The sequence below is a fragment of the Bariatricus massiliensis genome, assembly GCF_900086725.1.
GTDB lineage: Bacteria > Bacillota > Clostridia > Lachnospirales > Lachnospiraceae > Allocoprococcus > Allocoprococcus massiliensis.
The window spans coordinates 18181-35323 of record NZ_LT574835.1; the positions used below are offsets into that span (position 1 = coordinate 18181).

General features: G+C 45.9%; 15 protein-coding genes. 4 read left to right on the forward strand and 11 right to left on the reverse strand.

The genetic code is table 11. The features are described 5' to 3' along the window. Positions 1-147: 147 nt before the first annotated feature. Positions 148-936 carry a (S)-ureidoglycine aminohydrolase gene (gene allE, locus BN6465_RS00470; protein WP_066730649.1) on the reverse strand — a complete coding sequence of 263 codons (789 nt, stop codon included), beginning with the start codon at positions 934-936 and terminating at the stop codon, positions 148-150. A 256-nt stretch (positions 937-1192) separates the two neighbouring features. Between allE and BN6465_RS00475 the strand changes: the two genes are divergently transcribed. Then, on the forward strand, positions 1193-2071 hold the full coding sequence (locus BN6465_RS00475; RefSeq protein ID WP_066730651.1) for an alpha/beta hydrolase: 879 nt from the start codon (positions 1193-1195) through the stop codon (positions 2069-2071). Positions 2072-2131: 60 nt separating this feature from the next. Here BN6465_RS00475 and BN6465_RS00480 read toward each other — a convergent pair whose 3' ends face one another. From BN6465_RS00480 to allB (BN6465_RS00500), 5 genes are all read right to left on the reverse strand, one after another. Continuing rightward, complete coding sequence (locus BN6465_RS00480) at positions 2132-2362, reverse strand: hypothetical protein (RefSeq protein WP_066730653.1); 231 nt, start codon at positions 2360-2362, stop codon at positions 2132-2134. A 347-nt stretch (positions 2363-2709) separates the two neighbouring features. After that, entirely contained in the window at positions 2710-4077 is a 1368-nt protein-coding gene (locus tag BN6465_RS00485) for an NCS1 family transporter (protein ID WP_066730654.1), read from the reverse strand. A 32-nt stretch (positions 4078-4109) separates the two neighbouring features. Next, the gene (gene allB, locus BN6465_RS00490; protein ID WP_066730655.1) at positions 4110-5483 is read right to left on the reverse strand and encodes an allantoinase AllB; all 1374 of its coding nucleotides are present in this window, start codon (positions 5481-5483) and stop codon (positions 4110-4112) included. Positions 5484-5496: 13 nt separating this feature from the next. Continuing rightward, entirely contained in the window at positions 5497-6846 is a 1350-nt protein-coding gene (locus tag BN6465_RS00495; protein WP_066730656.1) for an NCS1 family transporter, read from the reverse strand. A gap of 28 nt (positions 6847-6874) precedes the next feature. Continuing rightward, a complete protein-coding gene (allB, locus tag BN6465_RS00500; RefSeq protein ID WP_066730657.1) occupies positions 6875-8278 on the reverse strand; it encodes an allantoinase AllB in 1404 nt (467 codons plus the stop codon). Positions 8279-8485: 207 nt separating this feature from the next. Here allB (BN6465_RS00500) and BN6465_RS00505 point away from each other — a divergent pair, with 207 nt between their 5' ends. Then, positions 8486-9301: a DUF2877 domain-containing protein gene (locus BN6465_RS00505; protein WP_066730658.1), complete on the forward strand. Its 816-nt coding sequence runs from the start codon at positions 8486-8488 to the stop codon at positions 9299-9301. Between the two features lie 91 nt (positions 9302-9392). On the opposite strand, the gene radA is transcribed toward BN6465_RS00505, so the two are convergent. The 5 genes from radA to ald form a co-directional block, all read right to left on the reverse strand. Beyond that, positions 9393-10748: a DNA repair protein RadA gene (radA, locus tag BN6465_RS00510; RefSeq protein ID WP_066730660.1), complete on the reverse strand. Its 1356-nt coding sequence runs from the start codon at positions 10746-10748 to the stop codon at positions 9393-9395. 65 nt (positions 10749-10813) lie between these two features. Then, positions 10814-11224, reverse strand: a complete 411-nt coding sequence (locus BN6465_RS00515) for an endosialidase (RefSeq protein WP_066730662.1) — start codon at positions 11222-11224, stop codon at positions 10814-10816. 84 nt (positions 11225-11308) lie between these two features. Next, positions 11309-13756, reverse strand: coding sequence for an ATP-dependent Clp protease ATP-binding subunit (locus BN6465_RS00520; protein ID WP_066730664.1), 2448 nt, complete (start codon positions 13754-13756; stop codon positions 11309-11311). A gap of 37 nt (positions 13757-13793) precedes the next feature. Next, positions 13794-14168 (reverse strand): GntR family transcriptional regulator, encoded by a 375-nt coding sequence (locus BN6465_RS00525; RefSeq protein ID WP_066731094.1) that lies wholly within the window; start codon positions 14166-14168, stop codon positions 13794-13796. A 164-nt stretch (positions 14169-14332) separates the two neighbouring features. Then, complete coding sequence (gene ald / locus BN6465_RS00530) at positions 14333-15445, reverse strand: alanine dehydrogenase (RefSeq protein ID WP_066730666.1); 1113 nt, start codon at positions 15443-15445, stop codon at positions 14333-14335. A gap of 272 nt (positions 15446-15717) precedes the next feature. Here ald and BN6465_RS00535 point away from each other — a divergent pair, with 272 nt between their 5' ends. Next, positions 15718-16575 (forward strand): MurR/RpiR family transcriptional regulator, encoded by an 858-nt coding sequence (locus BN6465_RS00535; RefSeq protein ID WP_066730668.1) that lies wholly within the window; start codon positions 15718-15720, stop codon positions 16573-16575. Positions 16576-16692: 117 nt separating this feature from the next. Next, the gene (locus tag BN6465_RS00540) at positions 16693-17040 is read left to right on the forward strand and encodes a helix-turn-helix domain-containing protein (RefSeq protein WP_066730670.1); all 348 of its coding nucleotides are present in this window, start codon (positions 16693-16695) and stop codon (positions 17038-17040) included. Positions 17041-17143: the final 103 nt, after the last annotated feature.

Here is a 17143-nt window from a genome sequence, read left to right on the forward strand (position 1 = left end):
ATGTGCGGCTGCGGAGCAGCTTTCCTATGCACATTGTGTGCATCCCCCCGGAGGGGTCTTCATAACATAGGAGACGAAGCCTCCTATGTTATGAAGAAAAATCCGTCACATGGAGGGCATATGACGGATTCTTCTTGTTAACCTATTTTATAGTTTTACATCTCTGTTGCAGTCTTTGGAATAAATGTAGGTGAGGTCTTCATCTTTTCCTACTGCATAGCACGCCTGCGGGCAATATGCATCCAAAAATACATAATCGCCTTTTTTTACCGGAACCCAATCGCTGTCCAGTCTGTACATGCCCTTGCCTGTGAGGAAATACATTCCATGTTCCTGTATGTGTGTCTCAATATATCCATGGGAAGCTCCCAGATGGAATTTTAAGATGTGGAAATTCATGTCAAAACCGAAGTCTCCCGCCGCTGGAAGGAAATCCTTGATGTAACAGTTCTCCATACCTTCGTAGGCAATCCACGGAAGGTCGTCGGCATTTCCCATAACAGTGTGGGCACTGTATCCCTCAATCGCTTCATATCTGCGCTTGTAAATATATAACTTGGCATCGCCTTCTCCCACGTTCGTGAAAGAAACCGTATTGCTTACCGGTGAGTAGATATAACCGCCCTCTGTAAGTGTTGCCTCGCTGTCAGCATTCTTCACCGCAACCTGTCCTTCCAAAATATAAACAAAAGTCTCCAGACCTTCTCCTCCAAAGGCTTCATTCTTTCCACCCTTATGAGCTGTAACAATGTAATCCGCAAAAGACGCGCCCAGCTCCGGAGAACCAAGAATTGTCACATCACAGTCTACATATCCCGGAATCGCATTTTTCACAATTCCATCCGGCTCCAGCAATACATAATTTTCCTTTTTAACAACGGAACGTGTTTCCAGCAAATCTTCTCTGTATCCTATCTGTCCATTCAAATAACTCATTTTTAACTCTCCTTTTTTACTGTTAATTATTTCTATCAGCCAACCAGTTTTATAATACATATTATCCTTGCTCATGTCCTTTTTTGCAATCGGAATTTTGGATAAATGAGCAGATAATTTTTATCCACTTTTACCCCCATATCCCCCCGCCCCTTTCATGATATAATGAGTGCAACGGACACTGAGGGGCGTAAGTCCCGAAGTGGGCGTTCGTCGCGGAAGAGAACGTGAATTATGACAAAGGAGATACCTACTTATGACAGAACAAAAAAATATAATTCTAGGGCGGGAGCCATATTTTAAACAGGCCACTATTTATTCCAACCCTCAGATTTCCCCAAAGGCCTGTATTCTTTATTTTCACGGCGGAGGCCTGCTTTACGGTTCAAGGGAGGATTTGCCAAGGCTGCATATAAATATGTTCACGGACGCGGGATTTCTCATTATTGCTTTTGATTATCCGCTGGCTCCCGCCGCAAAGTTAGAATTCATTCTCTCTGATGTCGTAGGCTCTATCAACGATTATATTCAGTCCTGTGAAAAATATTGCAGAGTTAAGCTTCCCTATTTTCTCTGGGGACGGTCGGCCGGAGCCTATCTGTGCCTGCTCGCCGCCGCGTGTGAAAAAGTTGCCCAACCGCCGCTCGGAATCCTCTCTTACTACGGATACGGCTTCCTTGACGGTAACTGGTTCAATATGCCCAGCAACTATTATTGCTCCCTTCCAAGTGTAAGTCCCTCCTGCTTGACTGCACTTCCTCCGGAGATTCATGCCACAGGAGACCTTGACACCCACTACAGCGCCTACGTCTACGGCCGGCAAAGCGGGACATGGAAATCACTTTTTTACGAAGGAAGAGAAAAATATTTTTTTCTAGACTATTCCCTTCGAACATGCAATATGCTTCCCTGCCCCCTATTCTGCGCGCACAGCATCAACGACACGGATGTACCTTACTCCGAATTTTTAGAGTTATGTTGCAAATACAATGCACAACGGTTCGTGGCCTCAAGAGATACCCACGATTTTGACCGCTTTGAAAAAGACTCCGTTACTTTGCAGCTTTTGCAGAACAGCATAGAATTTATGGAAAGTCATTTAGACAGGCAAACTGTTTCTCATCCCAAAATATAGCCTTGCATAAAATCCCCCGCTTCATACAAAGCGGGGGATTCAAAAATATTTCTTTTATTTCTATTTCTTTTCTTCTGCAAGTTCCCTTGCAAGAGTTTGTACAAGCTCTAACGGTTCCTCCAATATGTCAGCAATCTCCTCCGGAGTATTTCCCTTAGCGAGCTTTTTACCAATAAGCTCTTTTAATTTCTGCTCTATTCCCTGTTGAAGCCCCTCTTCCCATCCATCCTCACGGGCCTCTTCACGCATCATACGCATGACTTTTTCTTCATCATATTCATATATGCTCACTTTTTTCGCCTCCGTTCTATTTTTCTGATAAGTGGTTTTTCCATAAAGTGTCCTCCTTATTCAATAAATGTCGTTTGCAGGAGGTATTCTTTCGTTCACTTATCTAACGGGAACCTCTCTGCTGTTAATGGATGAAATAAAGCATTGAGATTCCTGAATCGTTTATATAGAAATGATAAACAGTATGGGGGGTGCCCCTTAGAATTTTAGAATAATAATGCTTTTCAATATTTTACCACACAATCCGGAGCTGTTGCAGTAATAAAGAAATTCTTAACAGAACAACGTTTACTATGTTATGAAAAAATGAGGCCTCGTTGTGCGTAGGCCTCATTTTCATGTTATCATTATTTCTCTGTAAATACGGTCCCTGTCCGGAATGATTTTGCGCTCTTCATATATTTCATGAGCAAGTAATATATGATTCCTGTCGGAATAAGGCTCACATACCATGACAGATCCACCACGACAAGAGAGCAAAGGGAACCTGCTATAATAGCAATTACTGCCGCCCAGTTAATACCTTTAAATGGCCCCTGCTTATCATACATATGGTTGATATCCAGCTTTTTCTTACGCAATATGTAATAGTCCACGACCATGACCGCGAAAATCGGCCCTAAAAAGGCGGAATATACTTTCGTGAACAGGGATAGCCCTGCCGCAGAGTCTGAGGTTACAAGTTTCCACGGGAAGCAGCACACGGAGAGAAGTCCGACCGCGATTGTACTATGTGACCATTTCAGATGGAAAGATTCCATCAAAACATAAGCCGGCGGAACAATATTGTTCAATACGTTAGTCGTCACCTGTGCAAACGCGATGAACAGAAGCGTTACAACCGTCAATACCTTACTGCCCATAGTTGTTGAAAATACTACTACCGGATCGCTGTTGCCCGTGGCCGCAGTTACCAGAAGTCCAATCAGTCCCATAAAAAGTGTAACAGGAAGTATCGCCACTGTATAAAGACTTCCCGTCATCGTCGGCCCCACTTTTTCCTTCACGTTACGGGAATAATCGGAAGCATTGATAATCATGGTCGAATAAATGCCCAAGAAGGACGTTGTAGCTGCCCAGAAAGGCAGTCCCCATGAACCTTTTACGTCTGCGAATACCGCTCCGATTTCCACCGCGAACTGTGTCTTAACAACATACAGCATGTATATCAAAATGCCGATGATAAACACGCATGAAATATTTTCCAGCCATTTGATAGAACTGAATCCTTTGATTGCCAGCGCCACCTGCAATATAGTGAATAATGCATAAATCACTGGAAGATTGTCAAAACCAAATAAAATCTTCAGACAGCTGTTTATCGCTCCGGCGCCTACCCAGCTCTGATAGCCGAACCAGATAATAGCCGGGATACCTCTTAAGAATCCGGGCAGCTTTACTCCGGTTGTGCCAAAACTACTGCGGAGCTGCACGGTGTATGGAATTCCATATTTGTGGCCACAGTTGCCAATCAACACCAATGCCACCGCGATAACTAGGCATCCGATTACCATCGCAAGAATCGCCTGCGGTACCGTCAGTATCCCGATGAGACTGGCGCCCATAGAAAAAGTCCCGATGGATACACAGCCGCCCATAAAGCTGGCCGCATAAGAAAGTGGGTCCATGATTCTCTGTTTGGTAGGCTGAAGGTCTGGGTCTACATTTTTTACAAGTTCCTGATCTAATATCTGATTATCTATTATATTACTCATATCTACTCCTTTCGGTCATGTCAAAGACTGGTTTAATTCAATCGTTCAACGAAACTTCCATATCCCTTTTCACCGGTTACCCTGCCGTCTTCGGCGACAACGGTTCCCCGGATAATCGTACATACCGGGAATCCTTTGCCTTTCATACCTACAAAAGCAGATATTTTATTGACATAATATAAGGAGTCTTCCGTAATCTCCCATTCTCTGTCCGGGTCGACAATCACGACATCGGCGTCAAATCCCGGTCTGATATCCCCTTTTCTCCCGTAGATTCCAAATGCCTGTGCAGGCTGCTTTGCCATCGCATTTGCCAGAATGGTCGGGCAGATTCCTCTTTTTACACAGCCTTCGTGGAACGCTACTTGAAAGCCGCTCTGGATTCCGCTGATTCCGCCCCACACGTCGAATACATTATCAATTTTCGTTCCCAGAATCTCATTGAATTTTTCATCATAGGAGCAGGGAGAGTGATCGCTGGCAATCCCGCTGAAAGTTCCGTCTTCCACATAGGACCACAGTCTGTCGACCTCCTCCTGAGAGCGCAGAGGCGGCGCACATTTGAACAATGGTCCGTTTGCGATCACATCCTTGTCGGTCAGGCTCAAATAGTGAGAACAAGTTTCCGCAGTAATGTCATACCCCTCCTGCTGAGCCTCTTTTATCTTCTGAGCCACGTCCGGGCTGCTGACATGGCATATATGGACCTTGCATCCGGTTGCCTTTGCAAGCTCGATCATATCAACCGTTGCAAGCATCTCTGCCGCCACCGGGCGGGAATCGAGGAATCCCTGCCAGTCAAGGCGGCCTTCCTTCTTCATGCGCTGCTCCTGCCATTTAATCATGGAGAAATCCTCGCAGTGGAAGCCTGCCCGTCCGTCAAACTCTTTTATTCTTTCCATAGCTTCATACGCCTGCCCATAATTGAGCGAGCTATAATCCGGTGAGACCGGACCGATAAAGGACTTAAAGGCCACACATCCCTTGTCGTGGAGTCCTTTCAAATCATCAAAATTATCCGGCACAAGACCTCCCCAGAAGCAGTAATCTACATATGCGTTTGCGTCCACGGCATCTATCTTTTTATCGAAAATATCTGCGTTGGTGAGCGCCGGCTCATTCTGAAGCGGCATATCAATAATGGTCGTGTAACCTCCTGCCGCCGCTGCTGCCGTGCCATGTGCGTAATCCTCACGCCATGTATACCCCGGATCGTTCAAGTGTGCATGGGTGTCAATGGCACCCGGAAATACATAATTCCCTTTTGCGTCAATCACCTTTGCCGCCTCCGGCTCGATGTCCTTCGCCAGTACTGCCGCAATTTTACCGTCTTTTACGGCAATATTTCCATCTGCGACCGTCTCTGCGGTCACAATCTTTCCATTTTTAATCAATAAATCATACATAAGCCTTCTCCTTCTATTCTAAAATAGTTCCTTTTCTAAACCGTTTACATGAAGGTATAAATTTCATACACAAATAATATACTAAAGCCGTCGGAATCGTCGCAGTCAAGAAAGAAATATCCACGTTGAACAATCCAATAACCGCGCCCACAAGTATGGCGATAATGGCAGCCCAATTGACTCCCTTGTACGGTCCGTTCTCATCATAGAGCAGCTCGATAGCCACCTTCCGTTTCCGCATAATATAATAGTCCATAATAAGTACTGCGAAAATCGGTCCAAAGAACGCCGTGTATATCAGAACAAACAAATCAAGTCCTGCAGCAGATTTGTCATTTGACAGAATCCACGGACAGCTGCAGACCGCCAGAACTCCAACGATGATTGCCGCTGTTTTGTGTTTAATCTTAAATGCGTCCATCAGCGCATATGCCGGCGGAATTACATTGCTTGCAAGATTTGTCGTCATCTGTGCGAACAAAATAAACGCCAGTGTGATTACGACAAGGAACTTGTTGTCCACCGCCTGTGAAAAGGCGTTGATTGGGTTTGCAATTCCTGTAGCCGTAGAAATCATAAGTCCGATAAGTCCCATAAGTACGGTCGCCGGAACCATGGCGATAAAATATGCAACACCTCGTTTCGGGGTACTGTAACCTGACCTTAATTCACGCGCATAGTCGCCTGAATTCAGCATTACCGTGATGTTTACTCCAAAAAACGCTACAATCGCACTGACAAACGGCATGCCCCATGTCCCTTCAATGTTCAGCAGCTTTTCACCGATAACATTTCCGTACTGTGACACACATACATAAAGCATGTAGAACAGTGCAATTACGATAACGCAGGCCCCGATATTTTCCACCCACTTAATTCCGTGGAATCCAGTGGTAGAAATGATAATCTGAAGCAGCTGAAACACGATAAAGAACAGCACTACATTGTCATACCCGAACAATGTAATTGAAATCTGGTTGATCGCATTTCCTCCAAGCCAGCTCTGTACTCCGTACCATACAATAGCCGGAAGGCCACGCAGCATGGAGGGAAGTACATTGCCCTTCAGTCCGAACGCACTTTTCAATTGTACCGCATATGGCGCTCCTGTCTTATAGCTGAACTGGTCATTCAGGCAAAGGCACACTATCAATATCAGGGAGCCAATCAACATGGCTGCAAAAGCCTGCACAAGGTTCAGACCTTTTTCAATCTGACCGGAACCAAGTGTAAATGTCCCAATTGAGATACAGCCGCCGAGCCACATGGCAAGATACGATTTCCAATTCATGGAACGCTCACTGTCAGACAGTGGCCGCAGCGAGCCTGATTCTTTTTTTACCTCACTATTCACTTCACTCATTTTTTACTCTCCTATTCTCTTACCCTCGTTATTTGACAGGTCTCACGAACTCTCCATAACCGATAGCTTCTTCTTTATACATACCGTCCTCGGCCACTACCTTGCCTCTAATGACAGTACATACGGGTGCTCCCTTTCCTTCTTCCTTGTCGAAGCAGGAAACATGTCCTTTGGTAAGCAGCTCTTCCTGACTGCATTTCCACGGTCTTTCTGGGTCCACAATAACGATGTCTCCGTCAAACCCAAGTTCAAAAGCGCCTTTTTTTCCGTACAGGCCAAATACTTTCGCCGGATTATAATCCATTACTTTCGCAATCAGGCTCGGGCTCAAACCTTTTTTATGTACGACCATATCAAACATCATAGGCAGGAAAAATTGGATAGAATTCAGGCCGCCCCATGCCTGCCAAATGTCTTTTGTCTCGTTGTCTTTCTCTTCGTCCGCTGCTGGAGAGTGGTCGCTTCCCACACAGGACAAAGTACCGTCGAGGACATAATCCCAAAGCTTCTCCATGTCTTCTTTACGGCGCATCGGCGGCGTACATTTAGCCGGCGCTCCTTTTTCAAACACGAAATCTTCTGTGTAGCCAAGATAATGAGGACAAGTCTCTGCCGTAATCGAAAGTCCCTCATGAATCGCGTCCTTCACAACCTGCGCCACCATCGGATGGCTTACATGGCAGATATGTACTCTTCCACCGGTTGCCCTGACCATATCGATTACATTTTTTGTCGCTACATACTCCGTCCATACATCATGAGAGTCAAGGAAATCCCGAATCTTTTCTTCCTTCGTCCTATTTTCTTTCGCTTTTGCTTCTTTTTCCCTCTCTAATACTTGCCCGAATTCTTCGCAGTGAAAACCGCACAATGCATTGTAAGGCTTCAAGATCTCCAGCGCTTTTCTCACATTGCCCATGTTGACTGTGGGGAACAGATCGCCGTTAGGGCATGTAAATCCTTTGAACGCTGCCACTCCACAGTTATGCAGATCCACAAGATCCTTCATATTATTTTTTACAGAACCCGGCTGGCTGTCATAATCGCCTACTATCCCGCCCCATAATGCAAAGTCAACCGCAGAATGTTTGCTGATAAGCCCCATTTTCATATCAAATATTTCTTTGTTCATCAGGGATGGATCATTGTTCAGCGGCATATCAATCAAAGTGGTACATCCGGCTGCTGCCGCGGCACGGGAGCCTGTGGCAAAATCCTCACGGTATTCAAATCCCGGCTCATTTAAGTGTGCGTGGCAGTCGATGATTCCCGGAAATACATAATTGCCTTTGGCGTCAATTATTTCTTTAGCCGGAGCATCGGAACCTGCCTGCAGAAACGCTGCATATACACCGTCTGTTATGGCAATGTCGGCTTCATAAATTCGGTCAGGAGTTACGAGCTTTCCATTCTTTATTACCAAATCGTACATCATTTTTCCTCCTTAAAACTAAACTGGCGACTCATATTTTTACCTAATATTAGATAATATTTCCTTTAAAAACAATGCAAAATAATGCAAAAACATTTTTTAATTTTTGTCCACTATGTATAATTTTGTTAATTTCAATTGTGTTTTTTTCTTACTTTTGGTAAAATTCACGATATACGAATATTTGAAGAAAGGACGGTTCGACTCATGCACTTTCCTATTACAATAATGTCTGATTACGCTGCAAAAATACTGGATTCAAACGTTAGTGGGAGCGTACATTCTATCTACCGCAAGACCGTAAACCTGCAGTTCGGCAGCTGTCTGTTATCCCTGCAGACAACCGGTTCTCCCCTGTCCCCGGTCAGCCTGATCACTCCTCTTAATCAGGCGGACATGGAGGCCTTGAAATTTGAAGCCGGCCAGCCTGTTGTGGCAGAACAGAATTCTATTGTCTTATCCGGACCTGAATCTTCCTATTCCTTTTCGTTTGCAGACACTCGTATCATAACTTTAGAGCTCAGGCATCCATTCCCACAGGTACAAAAAGCACTGATTGCGGAGGCTCTCAGACGCTCCCGCATCCGCGGCTTCGGAAATCAAGAACTGATACTCTCCGCCGCACGCCTGAGAACCGCCAACTGCGCACAATATTTCAGACAGGGTTCATACAAAATGGCGGCACAGGAACTGGCCCTTTTACTCGGACTCGGAATCGGCCTTACTCCAAGCGGCGATGATTTTCTCTGCGGTGTACTGGCCGGTCTCAATTTCACCGGAAATCATTGGCATCCTTTCTCCCGTGCTCTTCAAAGCACACTGCGCGCCCACTTGTCCGACACCAACGATATCAGCCGGACATTTCTCAGCTGCGCGCTCCATTCTTATTTCAGCTATGCCGTGATTACGCTTCCACAGGCCGCTTCACCGGAAGAAATACTAACTGCCTTCGAGGCCATCGGACATTCTTCAGGTATAGACACCTTGTGCGGAATTTACTACGGTATTTCACTCTTTTCATAATAGATTTATAGGATTTATATGGAACAAAAAAGCGGCGGAACTGGTTGACAGCTCCGTCGCTTTTCGTACTTTTATAAGGTATCTATTTCTTTTAAATCTGCTGAATTGCCTCGTTAATATTTCTCACCCCGATTATCTTGATTCCCTTTATATTTTTCACACTTTCACGGGAAACTTCCGGGATGATACATGTCTGAAAGCCAAGCTTCTTTGCCTCGGCAACCCTCTGCTCCGGCATATTTACGGCGCGTACTTCCCCGCTTAAGCCTACCTCCCCGAATACCATCGTGTCCTCGCTGACAGGCCGGTTCTTATAGCTCGAAACAATGGCCATAACAATCCCAAGATCTACGGCCGGTTCATTAATTTTAATACCCCCGGCAATATTGACATAGGCATCGTAATTGCCCAGATGATAACCGATTCGCTTCTCCAGAACCGCCATCAACAGGTTCACACGGTTATAGTCAGTCCCGGCAGCGGTTCTTCTAGGCATTCCAAAGTTGCTCTCACAGACCAGCGCCTGAATTTCTAATAAAATGGGCCTTGTCCCTTCCATGGAACAGGCGACCACCGAGCCGGAGGCATGCTCCGGTCTCCCGTCGAGCATGAACTCAGAAGGATTCTTCACCTCACGCAGCCCGTTCTCCCTCATCTCAAAGACGCCGATTTCATTGGTCGAGCCGAACCGGTTCTTTACTCCACGTAAAATGCGGTAGGATGCATGACGGTCTCCTTCAAAATAGAGTACCGTGTCGACCATATGCTCCAGAACTCTTGGGCCTGCCACCGTCCCTTCTTTCGTCACATGTCCCACGATAAAAATGGTGACGCAGAGTCCTTTGGCCAGCTGCATCAGCGTATTTGTCGCCTCCCTGACCTGCGATACACTGCCCGGCGCGGAGGTCACGTCCTCACTGTACATTGTCTGAATGGAATCAATCACGACGGTATCGGGCCTCTCTTTTTCTATGACGCTTCGGATTATGTCGAGATTGGTCTCGCAGAGCAGAAGAAGCCTGTCACTGAACTCCCCCATCCGCTGCGCTCTCAGCTTAATCTGGCGCAGCGACTCTTCACCGGAAATATACAGCACCTTCTTTTCAGCCTTCTCCAGCTGCTGGCACACCTGCAGTAAAAGCGTCGATTTTCCAATCCCCGGATCGCCGCCCACCAAAATTAACGAGCCGGGAACAATCCCCCCGCCCAAAACCCGGTTAAGCTCCTCAATATTCGTACTAATGCGTTCCTCATTTTCCATCTTGACTGCCGACAAGGGGACAACCTGCGATTCTTTTACTGATTTGGTCGAGGATGTCTTCGCCACCGTGACCTTCTCCTCCACAAAAGTATTCCACTCTTTGCACATGGGACACTGCCCCAGCCACTTGCTCTCCTCATGCCCACAGTTCTGACAGAAAAATACCGATTTTTTAGCCTTTGCCATATCCGCTCCTTAGCAAAGGGGACAGGTCCCAACGCGTTGGGACCTGTCCCCTTTGAATATGTAACTTATTTTTTCACAATCTTTACAGCCACTTTTTCCTTGCCAAGCTCAGCGCTTAAACTGAGCTTGGCACTTAAGTTCGTAGACATATCTCCCACATTCACATCATTCATATAAACCGTATATTCGCTGTCCGCCTCCAGCTCCAGCGTAATCTGTGCGTCTTCCGGACCAGATACTTCAAAAGATACGCTGTCTTCAGTAACTTCAAAATGCTCTACAGCAGTTCCCGGTACAGATTCATATACAAACATCCCATTCCGCTCCAGCTTGGTAATCTCCTTAAATGTCTTTACTTTATATAAATCTCCCTGATATTCAAACCCATCCAACTTGGTCTTGGAATCCAGTGTGTAATCCCCAAAACTTAATGTTCCATCTGCTTCACTTTTGATAAGCTCTTTGACTGCTGTCATTTTTTTTACTCCTCCTAATGGTATTTCTCATCTGAGTATCCTCAAATTTGTTGTTTTCATTATATAATAAAACCTGCTCTTTTGCTAGTCGTTTATTCCCTTTGTGACAAATTTTATTTCTTTTTTAGAAATACCAGCCTCTACTTTTTCTCCCCTTTTTATCTCACCGCTCAGAAGCGCCTCGGCAAGCTTATCCTCCAACTGATTCTGTACCGCGCGGCGCAGAGGGCGTGCTCCGTACTTCTTATCCGTTCCGGTCTCCACAATATGTTTCTTTACAGAATCCCGTATGACCAGTGTAATATCCAGCTGTTCCTTGGCCCTCACGACCACTTCCCTGCACATCAGTCCTACAATCTTCTTCATGTCCTCATTATTCAGCGGATGGAATACGAGTATCTCATCTATACGGTTCAAGAATTCCGGTCTGAAAAGCTGCTTTACCTCATCCATAACGTTGCTCTTCATACGGTTATAATCCCCCGCCACATCTTCCACTCTCGTAAATCCCAGCTTCTTCGGCTCAATGATCGCCTTAGCCCCCGCATTGGAGGTCATGATAATCACCGTGTTACGGAAATCCACCTTTCTTCCTTGTGAATCCGTAATGTGGCCATCGTCCAGAACCTGCAGCAGTATATTAAACACATCCGGATGCGCTTTCTCAATCTCGTCAAATAAAATAACCGAATACGGATTGCGCCTGACTTTCTCACTGAGCTGTCCTCCGTCCTCATGTCCTACATATCCCGGAGGGGAGCCAATCATCTTTGCCACGCTGTGCTTTTCCATATATTCCGACATATCGACGCGGATCATGGACTCTTCATTACCGAATAAAGCCTCGGCAAGCGCCTTGGAAAGCTCTGTCTTTCCGACACCTGTAGGCCCGAGGAACAGGAAGGAACCGATTGGGCGGGTGGGATCTTTTAACCCGACCCTTCCTCTCTTCACCGCCTTGGCAAGCGCACGCACTGCGTCCTCCTGCCCGATGACCCGTTTGTGCAGCGTCTTCTCAAGATTCCGGAGACGTACGCCTTCCGACTCATTCAGACGGCTCACCGGGATTTTCGTCCACGCGGAAATGACCTCCGCCACATCCTCCTCCGATACGGAGACTTTCTTCCCGGCATTGTTTTTTTCGAAACGCTTTCTGGCTCCGTCAAGCTTCTTCTGTGCCTCCTGCTGTTCCTTATGGAGAAGAGATGCCTCTTCCAGATTTGCTGTTCTAAGAGCCTCCTCTTTCTTGACAGACAGCTCGTGTATCAGAGACTCCAGTTTCATAATATTCTCCGGCACTTTGAACCCACGCAGATGCACACGGGAACAGCTTTCATCCAGCACATCAATGGCCTTGTCCGGCAGAAACCGGTCATTGATATAACGGCACGATAAATGTACCGCCGCCTGAAGCGCTTCATCATCCACAGATACATTGTGGTGCGCCTCATATTTAGGCCGCAGCCCTTCCAAAATCTTCAGGCATTTCTCTTCATCAGGCTCCTCTACCGTCACTGGCTGGAACCTGCGCTCAAGGGCCGCATCTTTTTCAATATATTTACGGTATTCCACAATTGTAGTCGCACCGATCAGCTGCATTTCCCCTCGTGCAAGAGACGGCTTCAGGATGTTGGATGCATCGATAGCGCCTTCCGCTCCTCCCGCCCCGATAATCGTATGGAGCTCATCCAAGAACAAGATTACGTTTCCCGACGCTTTCACTTCACGTATCAGCCTTTTCATGCGGTCCTCGAACTCTCCCCGGTATTTGGAGCCGGCAATCATTCCCGGCAGATCCAGCACAAGAATCCGCTTATCCTTCATGCTGTCCGGCACGATTCCCTGTGCGATTTGAATCGCGAGTCCTTCTACAATCGCAGTTTTTCCAACCCCCGGCTCCCCTACAAGACAAGGGTTGTTCTTCGTCCGGCGGCTTAATATCTGCATGATTCGGTAAATCTCTTCGTCTCTTCCAATTACAGGATCCAGCTTGCCCTCTCTGGCCTCTTCCGTCAAGTCCGTACTGTACTGCTCCATGATGCCGCCCTGAGCGTCGCTGTCCTTCTGATTCTCGGCATATTCTTTTGGATCCACGCCCATAGCGGTCAAAAGATCCTGCATAATCTTTTGAATATTGATATTTAATGTCATTAACATTCTGGCCGCCACACAGTCAACGTCCTTCAACATGGCAATCAGCATATGTTCCGTCCCAATTTTTTTAGATTTAAACCGGGCCGCTTCGTTCCTGCTCTCTTCTAATATATAATTAAGCCTCGGACTTCTCTCGACCGGCTTTTTCTTCGGCACATCTGTCTCAGGCATAGATACAAGCGCATCCATTGTGCGGCGTATCTCAGCCTCATCTACCTTATTCATATCAAGCACCTGCCCCGCCACACCGGTAAATATCCGCTTAAGTCCCAGCAAGAGATGCTCCGTCCCAATATAAGGATGATTCAGCTCCTCAGCTATCTTTCTTGCCATATTCAGCGCTTCCTGCGCTTGTCTGGTATATTGATTCTCCGCCATATTCTAATAAGTCTCCTTTAAGTCTGATTTTCCTGCATTATCTGCCTTCATAAACGGCATATATTTCATCTACCAAGTTGTGCACTTCCTCCTTGGTAATATTCTTGCAGCGCCCTTTCGCAAGCAGCACCGTCATCTGTTCCTTCATATCCTCCAGCGCCTGCAGCTTATCCACATCGATACAGATAACCGCTCCCCTTCTCCTGTCCAGCTGGAGAAAGCCTTCCTGACGCAGTACATTGTATGCCTTATTCACTGTATGCATGTTAATGCCGATATTATCTGCCAATTGTCTGACCGACGGCAGCGTATCCCCTTCTTGAATGGAAGAAGTGGCAATCCCCATGATAATCTGATTCCTCAACTGTATATATATTGCTTCATCACTGTTAAAATCAATCTCAATGAACATAAAAACACCTCTTTTTTCTTTCGCCGTCTTTGTTATATACATGTTAGCACAGATGCGCCGCTTTGTAAAGGAGGCTTTCGCCCCTCTCCCCGCCACTTCCGGACGCTAAAGCAGCCCCGTACGAGACTGCCTTCTCTCATACGGGGCTGCTTGCAGTACTTCTTCTAGAACATTTCCTTAATATCACTATATTCTATCCCGAAGCTGTCTGCCACATTCTTACAGGTCAATTTTCCATCGTAGGTATTAATCGCGGAATAAATCACGTCATTTTCCCGACAGGCTCTTTCCAGACCTTTGCCAGCAATCTCAAGACCATACTTCAAAGTCGCATTGGTCAACGCGATGGTAGAGGTGCGTGGAACCGCTCCCGGCATATTTCCTACGCAGTAATGAATAATTCCGTCTACTTCGTAAATCGGATCGTCATGATAAGTTACCTTTGTCGTCTCACAGCATCCACCCTGATCAACGGCAACATCTACAATGACGGCTCCCGGCTTCATTTCCTTCAAATACTTAGCTTTCACAAGCTTTGGCGCCGCAAGTCCAGGTATCAGTACACTACCGATTACCAAATCCGCCTCTTTCACAGCATTTTCAATATTAACGTCGGTAGAGTACAGAGTCTGGATTCTGGCGCCGAAGATATCGTCCAGATACGCCAGTCTCTGGATATTCATATCAATTACCGTGACATTAGCTCCCATGCCGACTGCAATCTTGCACGCATTGGTTCCCACACTGCCGCCGCCAATGATCACGACATTAGCCTTCGGGGTTCCCGGCACACCGGAAAGCAGGACACCACGGCCCCCAAAAATCTTCTCCAAATATTTAGCGCCCTCCTGCACGGACAAACGGCCGGCAATCTGGCTCATCGGCGCCAACAGAGGCAGGCTTCCATTTCTCTCCACAAGTGTCTCGTACGCAACTCCCTTGACCTTCTTGCTCAGCAGGGCGTCGGTCTGCGGCCGGTCTGCCGCAAGATGTAGGTAAGTATAAATAATCAGTCCTTCATGGAATAATTCATATTCTGCTTCCAAGGGTTCCTTAACTTTGACCATCATATCTACGGTATCCCACACTTCTTTTGCCGTGTCAAGAATCGTGGCTCCCGCTTTTTCATATTCCTCCGTTGTAAATGCTGACCCAAGTCCTGCATCACGCTCCACATATACCTCATGCCCTGCGTTTACATAGCTTTTTACATTATCTGGTGTCAGTCCAATACGATACTCGTACTTTTTAATTTCCTTGACAGTTCCAACTTTCATTTTCTAATACCTCCTAATTGCTTTGGCGTTTCCCCAATTTTCTTATTGAATATTTTTCTTCTTTATTTTCGTTCTGTGAAGAATATTATTCATTTATCTGTTTTAATGGTAACATAGCTCTATACGCATTTCAACAAAAGATATTTTTTTAACAAAACTTTTAATTTAAGCACATTTTCTTTTATTGTATTTACAATTACCGGTTGCTTTTTATAGTTTTTCATGCTTAAATAAACTTATGAATAAGTAGCGAAATAGCTTCGGAGGTAGTTATGAAAGAATTACGTGACTTGATTGCGGGGTCAACTTTAACAAAGACTCAGACTCTTATTGCAGATTATGTTCTGGATCATGCCGCAGACGCATGCTTTATGACATCTACCGATTTGGCGATCACCATCGGTGTCAGCGAGTCTTCTATTATCCGTTTTACCCGTACACTTGGTTTTGATGGATTCATGGATTTTCAAAAAGCTCTGCGGGAAGGTTACCAGCGGAATGTACTAAATATCTCAAGTCAGATAACCGTGCCGTCCCAGCGCGTCCTGAAGCGCTCTAAGCTGAAGTCCGATTCTGACTATATCAACAATCATTTTCAAAATGTAGTCAGCAATCTGGAACAGGCTCTCCTAAACAATCCACCTGAAACCTATGAGTCTGCCGCAGAACTGCTTGTGAAAAGCCGGCGCAAATTCATCGTTGCCTCGCGTGGAAACGCCGGACTTGGCGCGTATCTGCTTCTCTATCTGTCGCAGATGCTTCCGAGCGTGAGCGCTACCGACTTTATCAGCACGGCCCCCATGGATCACATGTGCCACCTGTCAAAGGAGGACTGTATTATTTTTGTCAGCCTCCCCAGATATTCATCTTTGGACAAGCTGTCTGCAGATATGGCCAAAAAAAGCGGCGCCCAGATTATCGTGATAACAGATAAGCCAAGCGCCCTGCTGGCAGGATATGCTGACATTTTATTTACAGTGCCTGTAGATAACAATAACTTTTTTAATTCTCTTGTAGGCGCCCAATTTATAGTGGAAGAATTGTGCGAGACACTGAGCCACAAGGTAAAGGGGCTGGAAAAGCGGCTGCAAAATATAGACCGTTATATCAGTGAGCTGGGGATTTACTAAAGTCCCTCCTAGTTCTCCAGCCTTATATATTGCGTATTAGTAAAGTAAACTTGCGTTTCTATGAATTCAATTTAAACTTAATACCTGTTAAAATTTATACCAACAGGAGGAGTTCATATGGACGCTTTATTGAATGAAAAAATCGGAGCACGGATTCGTACAGTCCGTCAGTCAAAAAAATTAACGCAGGAGAAGCTTGCAGAAGAGGCGGACCTTTCTCCAAGTTATATCAGCCGGGTGGAAAATGGAGACAGCGCCGCAAGTCTGGACTCCCTCTATCATATTGCTCTTGCGATGAATGTCGGCATTGAAGTTTTGATTTGTGATTTATTTCTTACCTCTCCCAAAAATGAGACAATTAAAGAAATCAATATCACGGCATCGTCTTTGACACCCAAAAAGCAAAAAATTGCACTACACTATCTGCAGTATTTATCATCTTCAGATTTAGATTTAGACGAATAAAGAACGTGCCTTGGCACATTTTTGCGTCGAGCACGCATCCGCCGGAGGGCTTGCTATTTCATTGGACGAGCTTTCCTAAAAAGTAACAAAAACGCATCTGTCC